This window comes from Chloracidobacterium sp. D (genome assembly GCF_018304685.1).
Lineage (GTDB): Bacteria > Acidobacteriota > Blastocatellia > Chloracidobacteriales > Chloracidobacteriaceae > Chloracidobacterium > Chloracidobacterium thermophilum.
This window is the reverse complement of sequence record NZ_CP072634.1, coordinates 1,658,438-1,678,125: the sequence shown is the minus strand read 5'-3', so window position 1 is coordinate 1,678,125 and position 19,688 is coordinate 1,658,438. Positions and strand designations below refer to the sequence as shown.

Genomic DNA, 19,688 nt, shown 5'->3' with positions numbered 1-19,688 from the left:
TGGGATATACTTAGCGCATTTACATCAATTGTGCCTTTAGTCACAAAAAACGTGGAAAAATGCCGAGAGGCAAAGCACGCTTCTGGTGCTTATCCTCGCCGGTCTTGGCTGCGCTTTTGGTACTGTATCTCACTGGAAACACTACACTTGCGCTTATGGCTTCAACTTGTACCTCCCTGGATTCGGCGCTGCATCCTGTTGTGGAGGCTGCTTCTGCTTTAGATGAAGCGCCGATTGTCCTGGTAGTAGTAGATGATGACCTTCAGCCCTTTGAGCTTCTTGGTAACCTACTCAAAAGTGATGGCTTCAACGTCTTGAAAGCCTTGGGTGTGGAGGAAGCCCTTCGGCTGGTAGAGATCGTTACCCCAGACCTAATCTTGATCGACATCCGCTTGCCGCACCTGGATGGCATCCAAACATGCGCCGAGCTTCGCAGGCGGCCAAAAACAGCCTACACGCCGATCCTGATGCTGACGGCGCTCATTGAAGAGGAAATCGTCAAGCAGGCATTTGCGGCCGGCGCAACCGATTGCATTGTCAAACCACCCAATCCACTGGTGTTTCGGTTCCGGGCCGCTACCCTCATCAATGCCCATCGCCGCGACCGTCAACTGCGCGAAACGGAAGCCCACCTGCAATCGGTCATTCGCCATGCGTCGGATGCTATCCTGACGCTCGATCAGTCCCTGAGCGTGGTCTCCGCCAATCCTTCAGCCGCGCGCCTGTTTGCCACCGACACTGAACACCTTTTGGGACGACCGATTGGTGAACTGCTCGCTATTGCGCCGGAAAATCTGGGCGCACTTCCGGTCGAGACAGAAAGCTGTTTTCCAGGCGCGCCGGGCCGGATGGTCGAAGTCACGGCCGGGGAATTTCATTCCGGCGGCAAGCGGTTTTATACCCTCATTGTCCGGGACATCACCGAGCGCAAGAAAGCCGAGAACCAGCTTCAGGAGTGGCAGGCGATGCTCCGGTCCACGCTCGATACCATGTCAGCCCACATTGCCATTCTAGACCGGAATGGTGTCATTATGGAGGTCAATGAAGCATGGAAACGGTTTGCGCGGGAGAACGGGTTTCAATCCGGCAACTTTGGCGTCGGAATGAACTATCTGGCCGTGTGTGAGCAAGCAACGGGTCCTGAAAGTGAGTTTGCACATGCACTGGCTCAGGGTATCCGGCGGGTCATCTCAGGAGAACAGACGGCCTACACCCTGGAGTATCCGTACCACGGCCCAGCGGCCAGACGGTGGTTTGTAACGCGCATTGCCAGGCTTGCTGAGGCATCAGGGGCGCCTATCGTTGTGGCGCACGAAGATGTGACCGAGCAGCACCTGGCGCGAGAGCAGCTCCGGCAGGCCAACCAGTTCATGAGCCGGGTCATCGAGGCCATTCCCGACGGCATCGGGGTTCTAGATGCCTGTGGACGAGTCCGGCTGGCCAACCGGGCGTTGGCTCACATTCTGGGTGCTTCGGCTTCGGAGCTTTTGGGCCGGCGGGTGAGCCATTTTTTGGGTCGCCACCGGCGTGCTGACCTGCGGGAAAGCATCCGCCGGCTGCTGCGTTCAGAAACCGGAATTGAACATGCTGAAACCAGCCTGCGCCAGGAAGACGGCTGTTTCGTGCCGGTTCGGCTCTCCCTCGTGCCGGTCAGGACCGACAGGACCCTCGTGATCATTGTTGAGGACCTGACGCAGCAGAAGTCCATGGCGGAAGTGCTCCGCCGCCGTAATGAGGAATGGTCGATTACAGTGGACGCCATTTCGGACCTCATTCTGCTGGAGGACTCCCAAGGCCGGCTGCGCTGGTGCAATCAGGCCGTTGTGACCTTTCTCGGTGCGACCTATCAGCAACTCATCGGTCAGCCGACTATCCGCCATTTCTTTCCACACCTGTCCGCGACGGCCAAAACCCTGCGCGAAGCCGTCGGCGACCAGCCGGAGTTTCAGTTTCCCGGCCGCGATCAGTGGTTTGAGATGAGCAGCTACTGGATTCCACAGGAACGCGGGATTGGGACGGGGTGGGTACATGTCATCAAAGACATCACCGCGCGCCGTCAGGCCGACAGCACCATGCGGCGGCTGACAACGGCTATCGAGCAGATTCCCGAAGCCGTGGTCATTCTGGATAGTGCTGGCTATGTCCAGTACGTCAATCCAGCGTTTGAAAAGACCACGGGCCTGCTGCGGGAGTCCGTCTATGGCTGCCAGTTCGCTGGACTACCGGTTGGCCCGGTTCAGACTAGCCTCCGCAACGAAATCTTCCAGGCGCTGCAAGCCGGGCGCGAGTGGCACGGCATTTACATGGCCCGCCGCAAAGACGGTACGACCTACCAGGAAGAAGCCTCGGTGTCTCCGGTGTGGGACGAAGCTGGCCGTCTCCAGAACATTGTCGCCGTGTGCCGGGATGTCACCGAACAGCTTCGCTACGAATCCATTGCCGAGGCCGTCAATGTCATGGAGACGACCGGATATATCTTCTCCGGCATCCGGCACGAAATGGGCAATCCCATCAACTCTGTCAAAACGGCACTGACAGTACTGAAGCAGATGGAGAATCCTTCGCGCGCCACCATCGCAAAGTATCTCGACCGTTCACTGGCGGAAATCAGCCGGGTGGAATACCTGCTCAAAACCCTGCGTTCCTTCAGCCTGTATGAAACGCCGGTGCTGGAGCCGTTGCCGATTGTGCCGTTTCTGGAGCGTTTCTGCTCACTCATCGAAGAGGACTTTGCCAAGCGCGGCATTTGTCTGGAGTACCGGTTTGAAAAGGATGCTGGTACGGTGTGTGCAGATCAGCGAGGACTGCATCAGGCCTTGCTCAACCTTGTCACCAATGCAGCCGATGCCGTTGAGGGGGTCAAAGAGCCGACCATCACGCTGCGCGCCTTCCGGCACGAACATCTGGTTAGCATAGTCGTTGCAGACAACGGCATCGGCTTGACGCCCCAGCAGCTTGGATACCTTTTCAAGCCATTTTACACCTCGAAACCGCACGGCACCGGGCTGGGACTCGTCATCACCCGGAAGCTCATCACCAAGATGAACGGTACGGTCGAACTCCGCCCCGTGCCGACCGGCGGATGTGAAGCCATTGTGACGCTCGAAGCCGTTGCTCCGAAGGAATAGTCTGGATGCCTAAGCGGATGCTCATCCTCGATGACGAGCCTTTGTTTCGGGAGACCCTGGCCGATGTGTTCAGCGGACGGGGTTTTTTGGTTTCCCTGGCGTCGAGCCTGGCGGCGGCGCGGCAACTGTTGCACCGGATGCCCTTTGACATCGTACTGCTCGACAACAAGCTGCCGGATGGCGGCGGACTGGCGCTGGTCCCGGAACTTCTGCGGTCAAATGACGCCGTGAAAATCCTGCTGCTGACGGCGTTTCCGAGTTATGAAAATGCCGTCCAGGCGCTCAAGTCCGGCATTCACGATTATCTTTCCAAGCCGGTCGAGGTGGAGGAAGTCATCCTGACCGTCGAGCGGCTGCTGCATACGACGGCGCTGGAAAAGGTCGAGGAAGTTCACCGTTTTCAGGCGCATCAGGAGAGCCGGACGGCGCTGCTGGTTGGCGCCGGGGCGCGCTTTGCTGACATCCACCGCCTCATCGAACGGGCGGTGGCAACCGAAGCGCGGGTGCTCATCACCGGTGAAACGGGGACGGGAAAAAGCCTCGTCGCCAAGGCGATTCACTATGCTTCGCGTCTGGCCGAAAAACCGTTCATCAGCGTCAACTGCGCGGCCCTGCCGGAATCGCTCATCGAAGCCGAGCTGTTTGGCGTCGAAAAGGGGGCCTTTACCGGGGCCACAGCCACCCGCAAGGGACTGTTTGAGCTGGCCGATGGAGGGACGTTGTTTCTCGATGAAGTTGCCGAAATGCCGTTGGCTTTACAGGCCAAACTGCTCGGCGTGCTCGAAGAACAAACCATTCGCCGACTGGGCAGCGAAGTGCAGCGCACGGTGTCCGTCCGCGTTCTGGCGGCAACCAACGTTGACCCTGAAAAGGCCATTGCAGCCGGCACGTTCCGGCGTGATCTCTACTACCGGCTGAATGTCATCCACATCCACCTGCTGCCGCTGCGGGAACGGCTCGACGATTTACCCGCCCTGTGCCGGCACTTCATCGCCACGCTGGCACCTGGGCGGGCTGTGGACATCCCAGAGGAGGAAATTGCGCGCCTGGCTGAATATACGTTTCCCGGAAACGTCCGCGAACTGCGTAACCTCATCGAACGCAGCCTGATTCTCCACGAGGGGCAGCACATTTTTCCGTCCCGGTTGCTTTTCAGCCCATCTCATGCGCCCCAGTCGCCGGCTGAAGCGCCACGGCTGCGTCTGGCCGATGTTGAACGACAGCACATCCTTGCTGTGTTTGAACGCTGCGGCCGCAACCTGACGGCGACGGCCCAAGCACTGGACATCTCCCTGTCCACGCTCCGGCGCAAGTTGACCGAATATGGGGTGCGCCCCACGGCTGCCGCATCCCCTGCCAATTTGGAAGCCCCCCTTTCAAAATGACACGTCAGGCTGGCATCTGCGCCACGAAGTCAGCCGGTGTTTTCCCAATACATCTTTGATTTTCAGTGGTTTACGGATTTTTCCGGTGCTGGCACAGAGCTTGCGCTGCAAGTGGGCAGACCGTTCTGTGGTGCAGGTAAAGCCAATGCCGACCGTGCTCATCGTGGATGATGAAAAGCTGTTCCTCAGCAGCGTTTCCGAAGGGATTGCCAATCTTCTGGACGGCATCACGATTCTGACGGCGAGCCAGGGTGCAGAGGCGCTGGAGATCATCCGTCAGGGGGGAGTGGACCTGCTTGTGACCGACCTGAAGATGCCTGTGATGGATGGCTTTCAACTGCTGGCCTGTGTGGCGTCGGAGCAGCCACAGGTTTCGGCGATTGTGATGACCGCCTTTGGAACGAGCGAAATCGAGAAGCGCGTCCGGGAAATCGGGGCCATTGGTTACATCGAAAAGCCCATTGATCTGCATGCGCTGGCCAGCCTCGTCGAGAACACGCTGGCCAAACGCAGCGCGGGTTTTTTGCGGGGCATCAACCTGTCAAGTTTCCTGCAACTGCTCAATATCGAACGCAAAACCTGCACGCTCAACATTCGCCAGGGGCAACAGCTTGCGACACTCATTTTCCAGGAAGGCGAACTGGTGAATGCCCGGACCGAACACCGGGAAGGTGAAGCGGCGGTCTATGAGGTCATCGGTTGGTCACAGCCTGAAATCGAGATGTCCGGCGTTGTCAAAAAGCAGCCGGTAAACGTGCATACCCCCCCCGACCACCTGCTGCTGACTGCCCACCAGGTGCTGGATGAGCAGGTTCGGGAGCAGTCTCTTTTACAGAAAGACCGGGTGTTGTCCTCTGGCACTTCGGTCGAACAACTTCAACCCACCGGCCTCCGGGCCGAACACCCTTCACAGGAGAACACCACTATGGCCAACATCAAGGAATCCCTGGTCGCCGCCATGGAAATTGACGGCACCGTTGGTGCGGCACTGGCCGACTGGAAAAGCGGCATGTGCCTTGGCACGATTGGCGGTACACCCACCTTCAATCTTGAAGTTGCTGCGGCCGGAAGCACCGAAGTTATCCGGTCAGAACTCAAGTTAATGTCAAACATTGGTCTCAAGGAAGTCATCGAGGACATTCTCATTACCCTCGACACCCAGTATCACCTCATCCGCCTGCTCAAAACCGCGCCGACTCTTGCCCTCTACTTGGTCATCAAGAAAGACGTCGGCAACCTTGCGCTGGCCCGGCACAAGCTGACCCAGATCGAAGCCAAGCTGGAGGTTTGACCACACCCAAGGATACCATGACAAAACGCGGGATGCCCGATGCAGGATTGTTGACTGCATCCCGCGTTTTCACCCGGGGCCACTTTGGCAAACCTACCCAAGCCACGACGTACGCCACAGCCAGCAAGCATTCGCTTCAAAGGCAGTTCACTGGCTGCAAATCGGCACGAGAGTCGATCCTATTATCTCGCTCTGCTTCCTTTCCAGCTCAACGCCAGCAAGCCCTACTCTCTATTGCCCAAAGCGCATAAGCTGGCACGGCGCGTCTTGCTCAAGTCGGGGGCTTCAGGAAGCCAAGTGGGGGCAAACGTACGGTCAAGTTTGCGTCCACGGAGCACATTGCGGCCGGCCCACCGGCGTCAAACCTGCCGAATCCCCCCGACGATGCCGGATTCGGTTGCCAAGGAATTGCGTTATGAACCAAACGTATTGTTTTCACTGGCGCTGACGGCGCTGCTCGGCGCTGGCTGCATGGCCGCAGCCGACCCGTCACGGTCATCCGAAACACCCCAACCTGAAGGAGGTCCTGCACCTGTGACCAGCCCTGCTTACACGAATCCCAATCCCACGCCCGGCTGCCCACCGGCGCTTGACTTCACGATGAAGGGAATTGACGGCAAGGACATCAACCTGTGTGAGTACAAGGGCAACGTCCTGCTCATCGTCAATGTCGCCTCCCGCTGTGGGTACACGCCGCAGTACAAGGGACTCGAAGCCCTCAACCAGAAGTACCGCGCCAGGGGGCTGCGTGTGCTGGGTTTCCCATCGAATGACTTTGGCGCCCAGGAGCCGGGCACGGATGCGGAAATCAAGGAATTCTGCACCTCAAACTATGGTGTGCAGTTCGATATGTTCTCGAAAATCACCGTCAAGGGACCGAACAAGCACCCGCTTTACCAGTACCTCACCTCTGGCGGGGGCAATGAAAAGCTGGCCGGCGAAGTCCGCTGGAACTTTCAGAAGTATCTCATCGGACGGGATGGCAAGCTGCGGGCGGTGTTTCCATCAAGCGTTGATCCGATGTCGGATGAGCTGACAAAGGCCATTGAAGCCGCGTTGGCCGAACCGGCGGCGTAAAGCCTGACAAAAACCGCCGGACACAAAACTGCCGGGCCGGAGGAATTTCCCCCGACCCGGCATCATAGTGCCCTGTGCCCGTGCTCACATCAGACCCGGAGTGAGCGTTCCCCACCAGACTTGCACGTAAGGGGACAGCGTGATGGTTCCGTTCAACGGTACACGGAAATCGTACCGGTAAGCGCCCTGCGGAGCGCACGGCTCCGGTTTCAGGGTGACAACCAGCGGTTGTTTGTCACGGATGAGCGTCAACTTGACGTCACCGGTTTCAACCTGGCGCAACTCTTGGAGCAGGTCGCGGCTGCTGCGCACTTCCCGGTCGCCGATTTTGAGGATGCAATCTCCCGCGCGCAGACCGGCTTTGTCCGCCGGCGAGCCGGGTCTCACTTCTGTAATCAACAGACCGCCAGGTGCGCCGAAGTAGCGCGCAAGCTGTTCGGACAGCGGCTGCGTCCGAATACCGAGCCGCCCCCGGTCGCTCACTGAGAAGGTGAAAAATTCCGGTTGCGGCTTGAGTTTTTCCCGTAATTGTTCACCCTGCCTGCGCATCTGCTCAGCCATCTCCTTAATTTCCTGGAGCTGTGCGGCGTCAAGTGGCGGGTGGACGGTGATGGAAAATGGTCCGTCCGGCAGCGTCATGACGCTGACCTGCGGCTTTTCCGGCACGACTGTGACCGTGTTGAGCTGTTTGTTGCGGACGATGCCCAGCGACATGGCCTGTCCCGGCGTCTGTTTGCGCAGCAGGTCCCGGAAGTGCTCGACGTTGACGACCGGCTGGCCGTTGATGGAAACGATCACATCGCCACGCTGAAGCCCGGCTTTGTCCGCCGGACTGTTGGGAATGACCTTCATCAGATGCACCCCTTGGGCCGGTGACACGCCAAGGTCTGCTGCCTGCTGCTCGGAAAGCGTTTGGGGAAAGACACCCAAGTAGATGCCGGGCGTCCGGGGTTCAGCCGGTGACGCGCCGGGCGTTTGCGGCCCCTGTCCGGCCGGTGCGCCCTCCACCGGCCGGGTATCGGCCGCCAGTGCGGCCGTTGCGAGCGACAGTGGAAGCGCCAGCGTCAACAGAGTCTGGCAGAAACGCCGAATCAGCCGCGCCGGACTGTGGGAAACGGGAGTGAACGACGACAAGGTGGACGACATGGTGTTGAGCCTCAACATGGAAAAACTTGTGGCAGCCTGACCGTGCGGGCACCAGGGCTGCCCACAGCGTGAAGTCATCTGCCTTCACACACGACGACCATCAAAGCGAGTTCCAGGGAATTCCTGCCCGGTGGTGTGCCCTGCCAGGGTTTGGCAAACCGTTCCATCAGACTTACTCATTCCTGCTCACACAGGAACAAAGCTGACTTCCTGCTTCACAGAGGCCGGTTTCGCTGCCGTCTTGCGACGGCGGCCAGAGCCTTCCTCTCCACAGGCTTGACATCCGGCGGAACTCGCCGTAGGCCCGCTGAGGGCGGCCAAGCCATACGCCAGGAGATTCCTGGCGGCATTCACGTCCCGGTCGTGGATGCTTCCACAATCCGGGCAAGTCCATTCGCGCACTGAGAGCGGCAAATCATCGAGCTTGTGCCCACATACCGAGCACGTCTTGCTGCTGGCAAAGAAGCGATCCGCCACCACCACCTGCCCGCCTCGCATCGCGGCCTTGTATTCCAGTTGCCGCCGAAATTCGTAGAAGCCTAGTCCATGATGGAGCGCGCCAGATGCCGGTTCTTCACCATGCCGCGCACATTCAGGTTCTCGATGCCGATGGTGTGAAATCGGCGCGTGAGGCTGGTCGTGAGCTTGTGCAAGGCGTCCTAGCGGATGTTGGCTATGCGCGCATGCAGCTTGGCCAGCCGCGCCTTAGCCCGCTTGCGGTTCTGCGAGCCTTTGCACTTTCTGGACAGGCTTTTTGAAAGCCTGCGCAGGCGTTTGAGCAAAGCCGTGTGCGGCTTGGGACCGGGGATGGTCTCTCCCGTCGAGAGCGTGGCCAGCGCCGACACGCCCAGATCAACGCCTACCGCGCCTTGGTTCTCAGCTTTGGGCAGATGCGAACGGTCTGGTGTGTCCACGGTGATGCTGACATACCAGCGGTCGGCCACACGGGAGATGGTGGCCGACATGATCTTGCCAGTGAAACGCAACGACTCGCGCATCCGCACCCAGCCAAGGTTGGGGATGCGAAGGCGCGAACCATCAACGCTGAACTGGTCATTGGTGAGCGTGAAGCGGTCGTGGACGCCTTTTTTGCGAAACTGCGGATAGCGGGCCCGGCCCGCAAAGAAGTTCCTGAACGCTTCGCCCAACTGGATGATCGCCATCTGCGGCGCGCACTTGGTCACTTCCAGCATCCACGGAAACTGCTCACACTTGATGGCGTTGAGCTGGCGGCGCAGCGCCGCTTGCGACGGCTTGGGCAGCGCTGGATCGGCCTTTGCCGCCTCGTACTGGCGCTGCCACTCGGCCAAGGCCCAGTTGTAGGCGAAGCGCGCGACGCCACATGCGCGCGCAAAGTAAGTTGCCTGCGCGTTGTTCGGATCGAGCGCGATGCGGTGTGCGATGATCACTGCGCAGCCTCCACGGCGGCCTTCACGCCATCGAGCAGCTTCTGATTCCTGCGCGAACGACTACCATACAACCGGGCGCTGAAGACCGTGATGATCTCCAGCACGTCCTTCGCCAAGTCTTCCTCGAAGCGCGTGTCCTCGCCTTGGTTGAGGATCACCACTGCGACGTTCTTCGCCTCGCAGATGGCGAACACCAGTTCCGCGCCAAAGTGCTGACTATCTTGCGCGACATGCGCAAAATGCACACTACTGAGCAATAAAGGTCAACTTTTACTTAAGCTGTTCAAACCCTGGCAGGGGTTATGTCAGTCTGTCCGCTGACCGTGGCTTTACGGCTGCGTGGCTTTGGCCTCTTTGGCCTTGGCAAAGTCGCCGGCCTTGAAGCGGCTCATCCGCTCATAGCTGATGTACCTGGCAAAGGCCGCCGAGACCTGTTCCGGCGTCAGGGCCTTGATTTTGGCCTCGAATTCAGCGTCCCAGGTGGGACGTCGTCCGAGATAGAGATAGCTCTCCAGTCTTGACGCCAGTTCCCGGTCCTGCGCCCGCGACACCTGCTGATCCTGCAGGTAGCCCGTCTTGGCGGTTTCGACCTCCTCGGCTGTGAAGCCCTCACGCACGGCACGCTCGACTTCCTCTTTGAAGGCCGCTTCCAGACGGGCCAGATTTTGTGGCGCGTAAATGGCCGAGACGGTGAATGTGCCCAGGCGGTCCAGTGAACCAACCTGCAACCCGGCGCCGATGCCGTAGCTGATGCCCTCTTTCTGCCGGATGCGGACGGCCAGGCGGGAGTTCAGGAAACCACCGCCGAAAATGTACACGGCGAGCGCCAGCGCCGGGTAGTCCGGGTCATCATCGCGCATTTCAAGCGGCATGCCGGCAATGAAGAAGGCATTGGCTTTGTCTGGCGTCTCAAAGGTCTCATCGGCAGCCGGAATGGGACGAAACCGGCTTTCCAGACGTACAAAGGGGGTTTTGGCCGTCCAGCCGCCGAAGAGTTCCGTCGCCAGTTTTTCAACTTCAGCCGGATCGAAGTCCCCGACGACGGCCATCTGGGCGTTGGAGATGCCATAAAACGTTTCATAGAAGCGTTTGACATCGTCCAGCGTCACGGCCTTGATGCGTTCGATCTCCTCGTCTGGCAGAGGGGTATAGCGTACATCTTCTTTGGGATAAGGGTTGATGTGGCGTGAAAAGGCGCGGGCGGCCACGCTGGTCGGTTCACGTCGGTTTTGCTCGGTGCTGGTAATGCTCTCCTGTTTGAGCTGCTCAAACTCGCTTTCCGGGAACGATGGCTCCCGCAGAATTTCCGCGCCCAGCCGCATGACGTCCGCGAGATGCTCGCGGGTTGTCGTGACACTGAAATTAGCTTGCCTGGCGCTGCCGAAAACGCCCCCCTGTGCCTTGAGGCGGTCGAATTCATCGCTGATCTGCTGCCGGGTTTTCTTCTTCGTGCCACGGTCGAGCATGGCTCCGGCAAAGAATCCGACTTCCCGCTGGTTGCGCAGGGCCTGCTCATTGCCCAACCGGATGGACATCGTCAACGTTACCGTATTGCCACGGGTCTTTTTCGGCAGCAGCACCATCTGTAAACCACCCTGGGCTTTGGGCAGGATGGATCGCGCTTCGATGTTTTCCGGGGTGGGGTCAAAGGCTTCACCGGCAGCAACAGCCGCACTTCCTTTGTAATCAGCCAGAAGCGCCGTGATGTCCGGCGTCGGCGGGATTTCGGCCCGGTCGGGCTTGTCAGTCGGAATGAACATGCCAACCGTCCGGTTGTCGGGCTTGAGGTAGGTTTTGGCCACCCGTTGTACGTCTTCAACCGTGACGGCCTTGAGCCGGTCCCGATTGAGGAAAAAGAGCCGCCAGTCGCCAGCAGCAATCCACTCGCTGAGTTCCAGCCCCAGCCGCTCGGAGTTGTTGAGGGTCTGTTCGATGCTGACCAAGTACTGCCGCCGGATGCGTTCCACTTCTTCAGCCGTCGGCGGCTTGCTGCCGGCAGTTTCTTCAATGGTCGCCAGCAGGGTCTGACGGACGGCTTCGATGTCAGCACTGGTCGGTAAAATGGCCGCAAAATTGACCAGCCCCGGCTCTTTGGTATCGAAGCTGAAGCCCTGCACAAAGGCGGCTTTTTTGGTTTCGACCAGCGCCTTGTGGAGCCGTCCGCTTGGGGTATCGCCAATGACGCCGGCGAGCAGTTGTACGGCCGGTTTGTCGGGATGTGCCGCCGCCGGCACGTGGTAGCAGACGAGGATGACCTTGGTATCGCCCACGCGCCGGATGGTCACGGTACGTTCGCCATCCTGGGTTGGTTCGAGCGTGTAGGTCGGCTCCAGCACGCGGGTGGGTTTCGGGATGGGGCCGAAATACTCGTGAATCATCTTCAGGGTCTTTTCTTCATCGAACTTCCCGGCCACGAGCAGCACGGCGTTGTCCGGCTGGTAATACTTCCGGTAGAACGCCTGCAACTGCTCGATGGGGACGTTTTCGATGTCCGCCCGTGCGCCAATCGTCGCTTTGCCGTAGTTGTGCCAGTCGTAGGCCACCGCATGCGTGCGTTGCAGCAGCACCCGGTAGGGACTGTTTTCCCCGGCCTCAAACTCGTTGCGCACGACGGTCATTTCCGAATCGAGGTCTTTCTTGGCAATGAAGCTGTTCACCATGCGGTCGGCTTCCAGATCGAGTGCCCACCGGAGGTTGTCCTCGGTTGCCTGAAAGGTCTCGAAGTAGTTGGTGCGGTCAAGCCAGGTGGTCCCGTTCGGGCGTGCGCCGCGTTCGGTCAGTTCCTTGGGAATGTCCGGGTGGCGTGGGGTGCCCTTGAACACAAGGTGTTCCAGCAGGTGCGCCATGCCGGTTTCGCCGTAGTTTTCATGACGCGAACCGACCAGATAGGTGATGTTGACGGTGATGGTCTGCTTGGATTCGTCGGGGAAGAGCAGCACCCGCAGCCCGTTTTCCAGACGGTACTCGGTGATGCCTTCCACACTCGTGACGCGCGTGACGCCGGGCGGCAGGGTGATGGTTTTGGCCGGCGTGTCGGCCTTGACGACCACAAGCAGCAGGGGACTTGGCAGGCACAGGGCGGTTGCCAGACAAACACTGGCCAGCCCACGCAAAAAGGCGAACTTCATAAGGCGGGAAACCTCGGACAGAAAGGATGATTAAGTATTGCCAACGCTACAAACGTGGACAGACTGTAAGGGTTTCAGAGAGATTGTGGCAACGCCGAATCATATCAGCAGCATGGCGTCGCCATAGCTGTAAAACCGGTAGCTGGCAGCCACAGCATGACGGTAGGCGCGCATGACAGGTTCATAGCCGCCGAAGGCGACGACCAGCGCCAGCAGGGACGACCGTGGCAGGTGAAAGTTGGTGAGCAGTCCATCGAGAACCCGGAAGCGGAAGCCCGGCACAATCGTCAAATCCGTCACGCCCTGGCCGGCACGGACAAGGTTGCCGTCCACGCCTTCCTGGGCCACGGTTTCGAGCGTGCGCGTCGAGGTCGTTCCGACGGCGATGACCCGGCGCCTTTCGCGCCTGGCTGCATTGATGCGCTGCGCTGTGGCTTCCGGCACGACATAGACTTCCGGTTCGACGCGGTGCGCCGCCAGGTTTTCCGTGCGGACGGGCTGAAACGTTCCGTAACCCACGTGCAGGGTCAGCTTGACAATCTCCACGCCCTGCTCAGCCAGAGTGGAGAGCAGCTCCGGCGTGAAGTGCAGGCCGGCCGTCGGGGCCGCAATCGAGCCGGGCGTGGCGGCATAGACCGTCTGGTATCGTTCCCGGTCGGACGGGGTGTCGGCTTCACGGGCAATGTAGGGCGGTAGCGGCGTGCGCCCAATCCGGTCCAGCAGCGCAAAAAAATCACCCTCACAGGTAAAAGCAATCGTACGGCGTCCGTCTTCCAGCCGGCCCGTGACAACACCCCGCAGCTCGTCCTGACCGAAGGTGAGCCGGTCGCCGACGCGCACCCGGCGTCCGGGTTTGACGAGCGCCGTCCAGGTTTGCGGGGCGGTTTCACGTACCAGGAACACCTCGACGAGTCCGCCGGTCGGTTCGCGCCGGCCGATGAGTCGCGCCGGGAAGACGCGCGTATCATTGAGTACGAGAACATCGCCAGCGCACAGCCAGCGGGGAAGGTCCTTGACGTGTGCATCTTCAAGTGCGCCGGTGCGTCGGTCCAGCACGAGCAGGCGCGCTTGGTCACGCGGTTCGCAGGGATGCTGGGCAATGCGTTCCGGGGGAAGGTCGTAGTGCAGGTCGGAAAGGCGCATTGGTTACGGGGCGTTGTCGGAAAGCACGGGTTCGTGAAAAGCTTTGGCATCGGGCCAGTGGTTCATCGCTGAAATCAGGCGCCGGAAGCAAGCCGCCATGCCGAAAGAAAAAACCGTTTATACCTGCCAGCAGTGTGGCTACCAGAGCCGAAAGTGGCTGGGGCGCTGCCCGGACTGTGGTGCGTGGAACTCGCTGGTCGAGGAACGCGAAGACAGCACGCTTTCGGCGGCGGCGCTGGCGCGTGGTCTGGGCGGGGCGTCCGGCAAAGGCGCGAAAGCAAAAATTGCGCCGACGCGCTACGAGCAGGTTCCGAGCCAGGATGACGCGCGTCTTTCCTCCGGCATCGCCGAGCTGGACCGTGTTTTGGGCGGTGGCATTGTGCCGGGGAGCCTGCTCCTCATCGGCGGCGACCCGGGCATTGGCAAATCCACGCTGCTGCTTCAGATGGCCGCCGGTTTGAGCGCCGCCGGGGAACGGGTGCTCTACGTCAGCGGGGAAGAATCCGAGCGGCAGATCAAGCTGCGGGGCGACCGGCTGGGCCTGCGTCCGGGCGACCTGCACCTGTTGCCGGAAACCTGTCTGGAGCGCGTGTGGGAGGTGGTCACGAACCTCAAGCCGACGCTCATCGTGGTGGATTCGGTGCAAACGGCCTATTCCGAACGGCTGGACAGTGCACCGGGCAGTGTTTCCCAGGTGCGCGAAACCGCCGGGCAGTGCCTGCTGATTGCCAAGCAGCAGGGCATTCCCATTTTTCTCATCGGGCACGTCACCAAGGATGGCGTTCTGGCCGGGCCGAAGACGCTCGAACACATTGTGGATACCGTCATCTACTTCGAGGGGGAGCGCCACCACAACCACCGCCTCATTCGTGCGACCAAAAACCGCTTTGGAGCGACGAACGAACTCGGCCTGTTTGAGATGACCGGCGCGGGACTTGTGCCGGTGAGCAATCCGTCGGCGCTGTTTCTGGAGCAGCGTCCGGTTGGCGTGGCCGGGTCGGTCGTCGTGGCCTGCATGGAAGGCACGCGCCCGATGCTGGTGGAGTTGCAGGCGCTGGTCAGCAGCAGCAAATACGGGACAGGGCGGCGGACGGTCGAAGGCGTCGAACCCAACCGCGTGGCGTTGCTCATTGCCATGCTCGAAAAACGGGCCGGGCTGCACATGCTGGGCGATGATGTGTTTGTCAACGTGGCTGGCGGATTGACGCTGGCCGAGCCGGCGGCGGACCTGGGCATTGTGGCGGCCCTGGCGTCCAGCTTTCGGAACACGGCGGTTGATCCCACGACGGTCGTCTTTGGAGAAGTCGGCCTGGCGGGTGAGGTGCGTGCCACCAGCCAGCCGGCCACGCGGCTCCGGGAAGTCGCCGCCATGGGCTTTGCGCGGGTGGTGATGCCGGCGGGAAATGTGCCAGGTCTGGAATGGCCGGACGGATTGGAAGTCATCGGCGTCCGGTCGGTTCTGGAGGCGCTCGATGTCCTGTTCTGATGCGCCCCCGGAGGGCGAAAGCAGAGGTGTGGCGTGTGTGACAGGGAGTGTTTCCACGTGGAGGTTGCACGTGACGGCATTTGACTGGCTGGCGCTGGTGGTCGTGGCGTTTTCGGCCGTGAGCGGCGCAGTTCGGGGACTGATGAAAACCGTCGTTTCCAGCGTGGCTTTTCTCATAGGGTTGGCGCTGGCGCTGGTGTTTTATGACGATCTGGCCGCAGGCCTGAAACATCTGGGTATCACCGCACCGGTGGCTTACGGGCTGGGGTTTCTGCTCCCAGTGGTGCTGGCGGGGTTGGGTGGCTGGTGGCTGGTACGCCATCTGCGCCGGCGCTTCCGCAAAACGCCGCTGGCGACGCTAGACCGACTGGGCGGCAGCGCACTGGGCGTCGGCCGCGCCTGGCTCGTGCTGTCGGTTATCTATCTGGTGCTGACGGCTTTTCCGGCGCAACCGGCATTTGTGCTCCATGCGCGGGTCACGCCGCTGGTCAAACCCGGCGCGCGGCTTCTGACTGACCTTGGGAAGGCCGACCTGAAAACCCGTTTCGAGCAGGGGATTGCCGAACTGCGCCGGATGAAGGAAACCGCGCTGCGCCCAAAAAAGCCGGGCGTATCGCCGGATGTGGCACGTGACGGGGGCCGCAAAGGAAGCCCGGGCGCGCCTGCCACGCCGCCTTCATCCCGCCGTACGACAACGACGCCACCGACCTGGCCACGGTAAGACGCTGCTACTGCTGGTGACGACGGCGATACGTCGCCCGTTTGATTGGTGAGCTGCTGAATGACAGGCGCGCGCAGCGCCGGATGTTATGCAGGTAATGCGTCAGGGCTTGGTCACGGCTAGTCAAGCAGTGTTAGCATGAGGCGTGCCGGGGGCGACACCTCGGACGCAAAAATTCTGTGGAAAAGAGTTCTCACCCAATATCCAATGTCCAAGGAATCGTTTTCTGATGCCGGGCCGGATGCGCCGGGCGCGCTGTCCGGTGGTGCGGCAGAGCGGTCGGATGGTGCGGCCAAGCAGCGGTTTGAAGCGTACCTGGTGGAGTGTGTCGAGCGCCTGTTTACGGAAATCGGGACGCGCCTCTCGAACTCGCTTCAGCAAACGCTCGGACGCCTGGTGAATGTGCAGTCCCGCTCGATTGACGTGCTGGAAAAGCTGGAGGCTGAGCAGCGGTACATGCGGGCGCAGATTGAACGTCTGTCGGCCGACATAGCCCTGCTGCGCCGGGGCAGTATGACCCCCCCGGTGCCACGTGGGCGTCGCGCGTGGACACATCGCCACCGGCGGCTTTTCGTCGCGTCGCGTCCACGTCTGCCAAAGGACTGAGAGGACCCGCTCCAGCCTTCACCAAAGCCACCTGAACCGGCCGGCATCTCAGACCAGAGACAACGACTACGTTGTGGGAGCAGTCCGATGATTGGCGCGATGGAAAAAGTTCTGGCTGTCATTCTGGGCGGCGGCAAAGGCACCCGCCTGTATCCGCTCACGCGGGAACGCTCAAAGCCGGCTGTCCCGCTCGGCGGCAAGTATCGTCTGGTGGATATTCCCATCAGCAACTGCATCAACTCCGGTATCTCCCGGATACTGGTGCTGACGCAGTTCAACTCGGCGTCCCTGAACCGCCACATTGCCCGTACCTATCGGTTCAGCCAGTTCACCAATGGTTTTGTTGAAATCTTAGCGGCCGAGCAGACGCCGGAAAATCCCGACTGGTTCCAGGGCACGGCCGATGCTGTCCGTCAGAACTTCCGCCATCTGAAAAGCACGCACGCAACGACGATTCTCATCCTGTCGGGCGATCATCTCTACCGCATGGACTATGCCAAGTTCATTGCCTACCACGAGTCGTTCGACAATGACATCACGGTTTCCGTCACGGCCATCCCCCCCGACGAGGCTTCGGAGTTCGGGCTGCTCAAGGTGGATGAAGACGGGCGGGTGATTGAATTTCGGGAAAAGCCCACGGGTGCGGCGCTTGAGGAGATGCGCGTGGACACGACCCGGTTTGGCCTTGCGCCGGAGGAAGCGGCCAAGCGCCCGTATCTCGCTTCCATGGGAATCTATGTCTTCAAAATGGATGTGCTGGAGTCGCTGCTGCGCGACACCAGCCGGGTGGATTTCGGCAAGGAGGTCATTCCGCACGCCCTCGAAACCCACCGGGTGGGAGCGTATCTTTTCAACGGCTACTGGGAAGACATCGGGACGATCAGTGCTTTCTTCCGCGCCAACATCGAGCTGACGGATGTCCTGCCCCGCTTCAACTTCTTCGACATGTCTGCGCCCATCTACACCCGGCCCCGGTTTCTGCCCGGTACAAAGGTGCGCAACGCCCAGATCATCAACTCAATCATCAACGAAGGGTGCATCATCAACGAAGCCACGATTCGGCGTTCGATTGTTGGCATCCGCAGCCGGATTGAAAGCGGCACACATTTTGACCACGTACTGATGATGGGGGCTGACGAATATGAAACCGTGGATGAACTTCAGCAGAATCGGGCGGCCGGGCGGCCGGATATTGGCGTCGGGAAGTTCTGCACGATTCGGAACGCCATCCTCGACAAAGGGGTGCGGATTGGCAACAACGTCCGTCTGCTGAATGAAAGCGGGGTCAAGGAGGCCGATGGTCCGAACTACTTCATCCGTGACGGCATCATCATTATCCCCAAGGAAGCCGTTATCCCAGACAACACCACCATCTAAACGCAGCAGGAACGGAGGGGGTGGCTGCCATGGGCCGACTTCGGCAACTGCGGGACCTGCTTTGGAAGACGACGCTGGATACGCTTGAGTACGACTGCATCGGTTTTGCCAAGGAAGCGGCCTATTCCTTTGTGTTGACCTTTTTCCCACTCCTGCTTTTTTTTGTGGCTGCGTTTGCGGCCCTGGGCAGCGAGCAGACGGGGGGGATTCTGGACGCCCTGCGGCGCATCATGCCGCCGGGAACGTTCAGCGTGGTGGAAAGCTACTTGCAGCAACTCATGCAGGGACGGCCCGGACGGGTGGCGCTGCTGTCGTTTGTCGCCACGCTCCTGCCAGCGATTGGGCTGATTGCCACGCTGTCGCGGGCGCTGGACCGTATCTATGGAATTTCCCCCCGGCGCTCCTTCTGGCGGGAGCAGTTGCTATGCCTGGAGCTGGTGTTTGTCGTCGGGCTGCCGTTGGTGCTGGCGTCCATTGCCGGCGTGGTCGGGTCGCATCTTGAACAGCTCATCGCCCGTTGGAGCGGCGGGCAGGTCACCTTTGGCTACCTTTGGGCCGCCGGGCGGTGGTTTCTGGTCGTGCTGAGTGTGTTTTTGATTCAGATGCTTCTGTATCGTCTCGCGCCGAGCCGCCCGCCGCGCTGGCGGCACATTCTGCCGGGAGCCGTCTTTGCCACGACGCTGTGGGGATTGGCCACGCTGGGTTTCGGCATTTACGTCGCCAACTTCAGCGCTTATGGCCGCATTTATGGCAGTATCGGCACGGTCATCGTGCTGCTCGTCTGGATGTACGTCATCACCTTCGTGTTCCTGGTCGGGGCGGTCTTCAACCGTCGGCTGGCCATTCTGGAACTCGAACACCGGCTGGAAAAGCTCTCCACAGCAGAGGCTGCGTCGGTCCTGCTCACCAGTGTCACGGAAGAAACCGACAAAGCGGAGGCGGCCCACCTTCCCTGAAACGTAACTGCCGAAGGCGGGCCGCCGGAAGCCGGACAACCGTTCACTGCGGCGGTGGCTGATCGGTCGGCGGCGGAAGCTGGACGGGCGGGGCCGAGGTGTCGCCGGCTTCCGACGTGTGTCGGGTGAGTCCGAGCCGCAGCAGGGCCGGCGCCGTCGGCGTGCCGGTTTCTTTCAAGCCATTGGCGCGCTGGAAGTTCCGCATGGCTTCGCGGGTGCTTTCATCATACTGCCCCGTGATCTCGCCCTGGTAGAAACCGGCTTCCTTGAGCTTTTCCTGAATTTCGCGGGTACGGGCTTCCGGGATAACCAGACTGCGGGGCGGGCGGTAGGGCATCGCTGGTGCCGCCGCCCGTGTGCCATAGGCGGCTGTCACCCGGCTCCGGCGGGCGTAACGTCCCCGGCGGCCGTAGCGTCTGCCCCGGACGCGGTAGGCGCGTCCGCTCCGTCCCCGCACGATACGCCCCCGGCGGCTGCGGTAACTGCGGCTGCGGTAACTGCGACTGCGGTAACTGCGTCCCCGCGTGCTGCGCATCCGTGCGCTCCGTCCGCGCATCCGGCTGACCCGTCCCCGGCTGCGGGCAGCCCGACCACGGGCAGACGGTCCCCGGCGGCTTCGTGCCGCTGCGCCACGACTGCGGCCGCTCCGGGCCCGTCGGCTCTGGGCGCGCCGCTGGCCGGCGGCACGCCGCTTCTGGGGGCGGATGACTTCTTCCGCGTGGGCGTCGGGAAAGACTGGGTCAGGAAGCCCGGCTCCCACGAGTAAACATGCAATGACGAGTGCCAGTTTGGCGCACAGCGCCCGACTCCTGTGCAGCATGGAGAGTTCCTTTCC

General features: G+C 60.9%; 13 protein-coding genes and 2 pseudogenes. 9 read left to right on the top strand and 6 right to left on the bottom strand.

Features of this window, described 5'->3' with window-relative positions; translation table 11 throughout:
* Positions 1-59: 59 nt before the first annotated feature.
* From J8C01_RS06990 to J8C01_RS06975, 4 genes are all read left to right on the top strand, one after another.
* Positions 60-3,128: a hybrid sensor histidine kinase/response regulator gene (locus J8C01_RS06990; protein WP_371821079.1), complete on the top strand. Its 3,069-nt coding sequence runs from the start codon at positions 60-62 to the stop codon at positions 3,126-3,128.
* Positions 3,129-3,133: 5 nt separating this feature from the next.
* Entirely contained in the window at positions 3,134-4,513 is a 1,380-nt protein-coding gene (locus J8C01_RS06985; RefSeq protein WP_211431449.1) for a sigma-54-dependent transcriptional regulator, read from the top strand.
* Positions 4,514-4,658: 145 nt separating this feature from the next.
* Positions 4,659-5,804, top strand: coding sequence for a response regulator (locus tag J8C01_RS06980; RefSeq protein WP_211431448.1), 1,146 nt, complete (start codon positions 4,659-4,661; stop codon positions 5,802-5,804).
* Between the two features lie 534 nt (positions 5,805-6,338).
* Positions 6,339-6,881 carry a glutathione peroxidase gene (locus J8C01_RS06975; RefSeq protein WP_249355408.1) on the top strand — a complete coding sequence of 181 codons (543 nt, stop codon included), beginning with the start codon at positions 6,339-6,341 and terminating at the stop codon, positions 6,879-6,881.
* A gap of 84 nt (positions 6,882-6,965) precedes the next feature.
* Here J8C01_RS06975 and J8C01_RS06970 read toward each other — a convergent pair whose 3' ends face one another.
* The 5 genes and pseudogenes from J8C01_RS06970 to queA form a co-directional block, all read right to left on the bottom strand.
* Positions 6,966-8,027: a PDZ domain-containing protein gene (locus J8C01_RS06970; protein ID WP_211431446.1), complete on the bottom strand. Its 1,062-nt coding sequence runs from the start codon at positions 8,025-8,027 to the stop codon at positions 6,966-6,968.
* A 186-nt stretch (positions 8,028-8,213) separates the two neighbouring features.
* Positions 8,214-9,436: pseudogene (locus J8C01_RS06965) on the bottom strand (RNA-guided endonuclease InsQ/TnpB family protein).
* Positions 9,433-9,645: pseudogene (locus J8C01_RS06960) on the bottom strand (IS607 family transposase); the annotation flags it as partial. The pseudogenes J8C01_RS06965 and J8C01_RS06960, both read right to left, overlap by 4 nt.
* A 120-nt stretch (positions 9,646-9,765) precedes the next feature.
* A complete protein-coding gene (locus J8C01_RS06955) occupies positions 9,766-12,564 on the bottom strand; it encodes a M16 family metallopeptidase (RefSeq protein WP_211431445.1) in 2,799 nt (932 codons plus the stop codon).
* A 99-nt stretch (positions 12,565-12,663) separates the two neighbouring features.
* Positions 12,664-13,707: a tRNA preQ1(34) S-adenosylmethionine ribosyltransferase-isomerase QueA gene (gene queA, locus J8C01_RS06950; protein ID WP_211431444.1), complete on the bottom strand. Its 1,044-nt coding sequence runs from the start codon at positions 13,705-13,707 to the stop codon at positions 12,664-12,666.
* 97 nt (positions 13,708-13,804) lie between these two features.
* Here queA and radA point away from each other — a divergent pair, with 97 nt between their 5' ends.
* The 5 genes from radA to J8C01_RS06925 all read left to right on the top strand — a co-directional run bounded on the left by radA (position 13,805) and on the right by J8C01_RS06925 (position 18,853).
* Entirely contained in the window at positions 13,805-15,193 is a 1,389-nt protein-coding gene (radA, locus tag J8C01_RS06945; protein ID WP_211431443.1) for a DNA repair protein RadA, read from the top strand.
* Between the two features lie 70 nt (positions 15,194-15,263).
* Positions 15,264-15,914: a CvpA family protein gene (locus J8C01_RS06940; RefSeq protein ID WP_211431442.1), complete on the top strand. Its 651-nt coding sequence runs from the start codon at positions 15,264-15,266 to the stop codon at positions 15,912-15,914.
* A gap of 207 nt (positions 15,915-16,121) precedes the next feature.
* Positions 16,122-16,520, top strand: coding sequence for a hypothetical protein (locus J8C01_RS06935; RefSeq protein WP_211431441.1), 399 nt, complete (start codon positions 16,122-16,124; stop codon positions 16,518-16,520).
* A gap of 87 nt (positions 16,521-16,607) precedes the next feature.
* On the top strand, positions 16,608-17,897 hold the full coding sequence (locus J8C01_RS06930) for a glucose-1-phosphate adenylyltransferase (RefSeq protein ID WP_249355407.1): 1,290 nt from the start codon (positions 16,608-16,610) through the stop codon (positions 17,895-17,897).
* Positions 17,898-17,926: 29 nt separating this feature from the next.
* Positions 17,927-18,853, top strand: coding sequence for a YihY/virulence factor BrkB family protein (locus J8C01_RS06925; RefSeq protein WP_014099914.1), 927 nt, complete (start codon positions 17,927-17,929; stop codon positions 18,851-18,853).
* 43 nt (positions 18,854-18,896) lie between these two features.
* Here the strand turns inward: J8C01_RS06925 and J8C01_RS15340 are convergent, their stop codons facing one another.
* Positions 18,897-19,673: a peptidoglycan-binding domain-containing protein gene (locus J8C01_RS15340; protein WP_249355406.1), complete on the bottom strand. Its 777-nt coding sequence runs from the start codon at positions 19,671-19,673 to the stop codon at positions 18,897-18,899.
* Positions 19,674-19,688 lie beyond the last annotated feature (15 nt).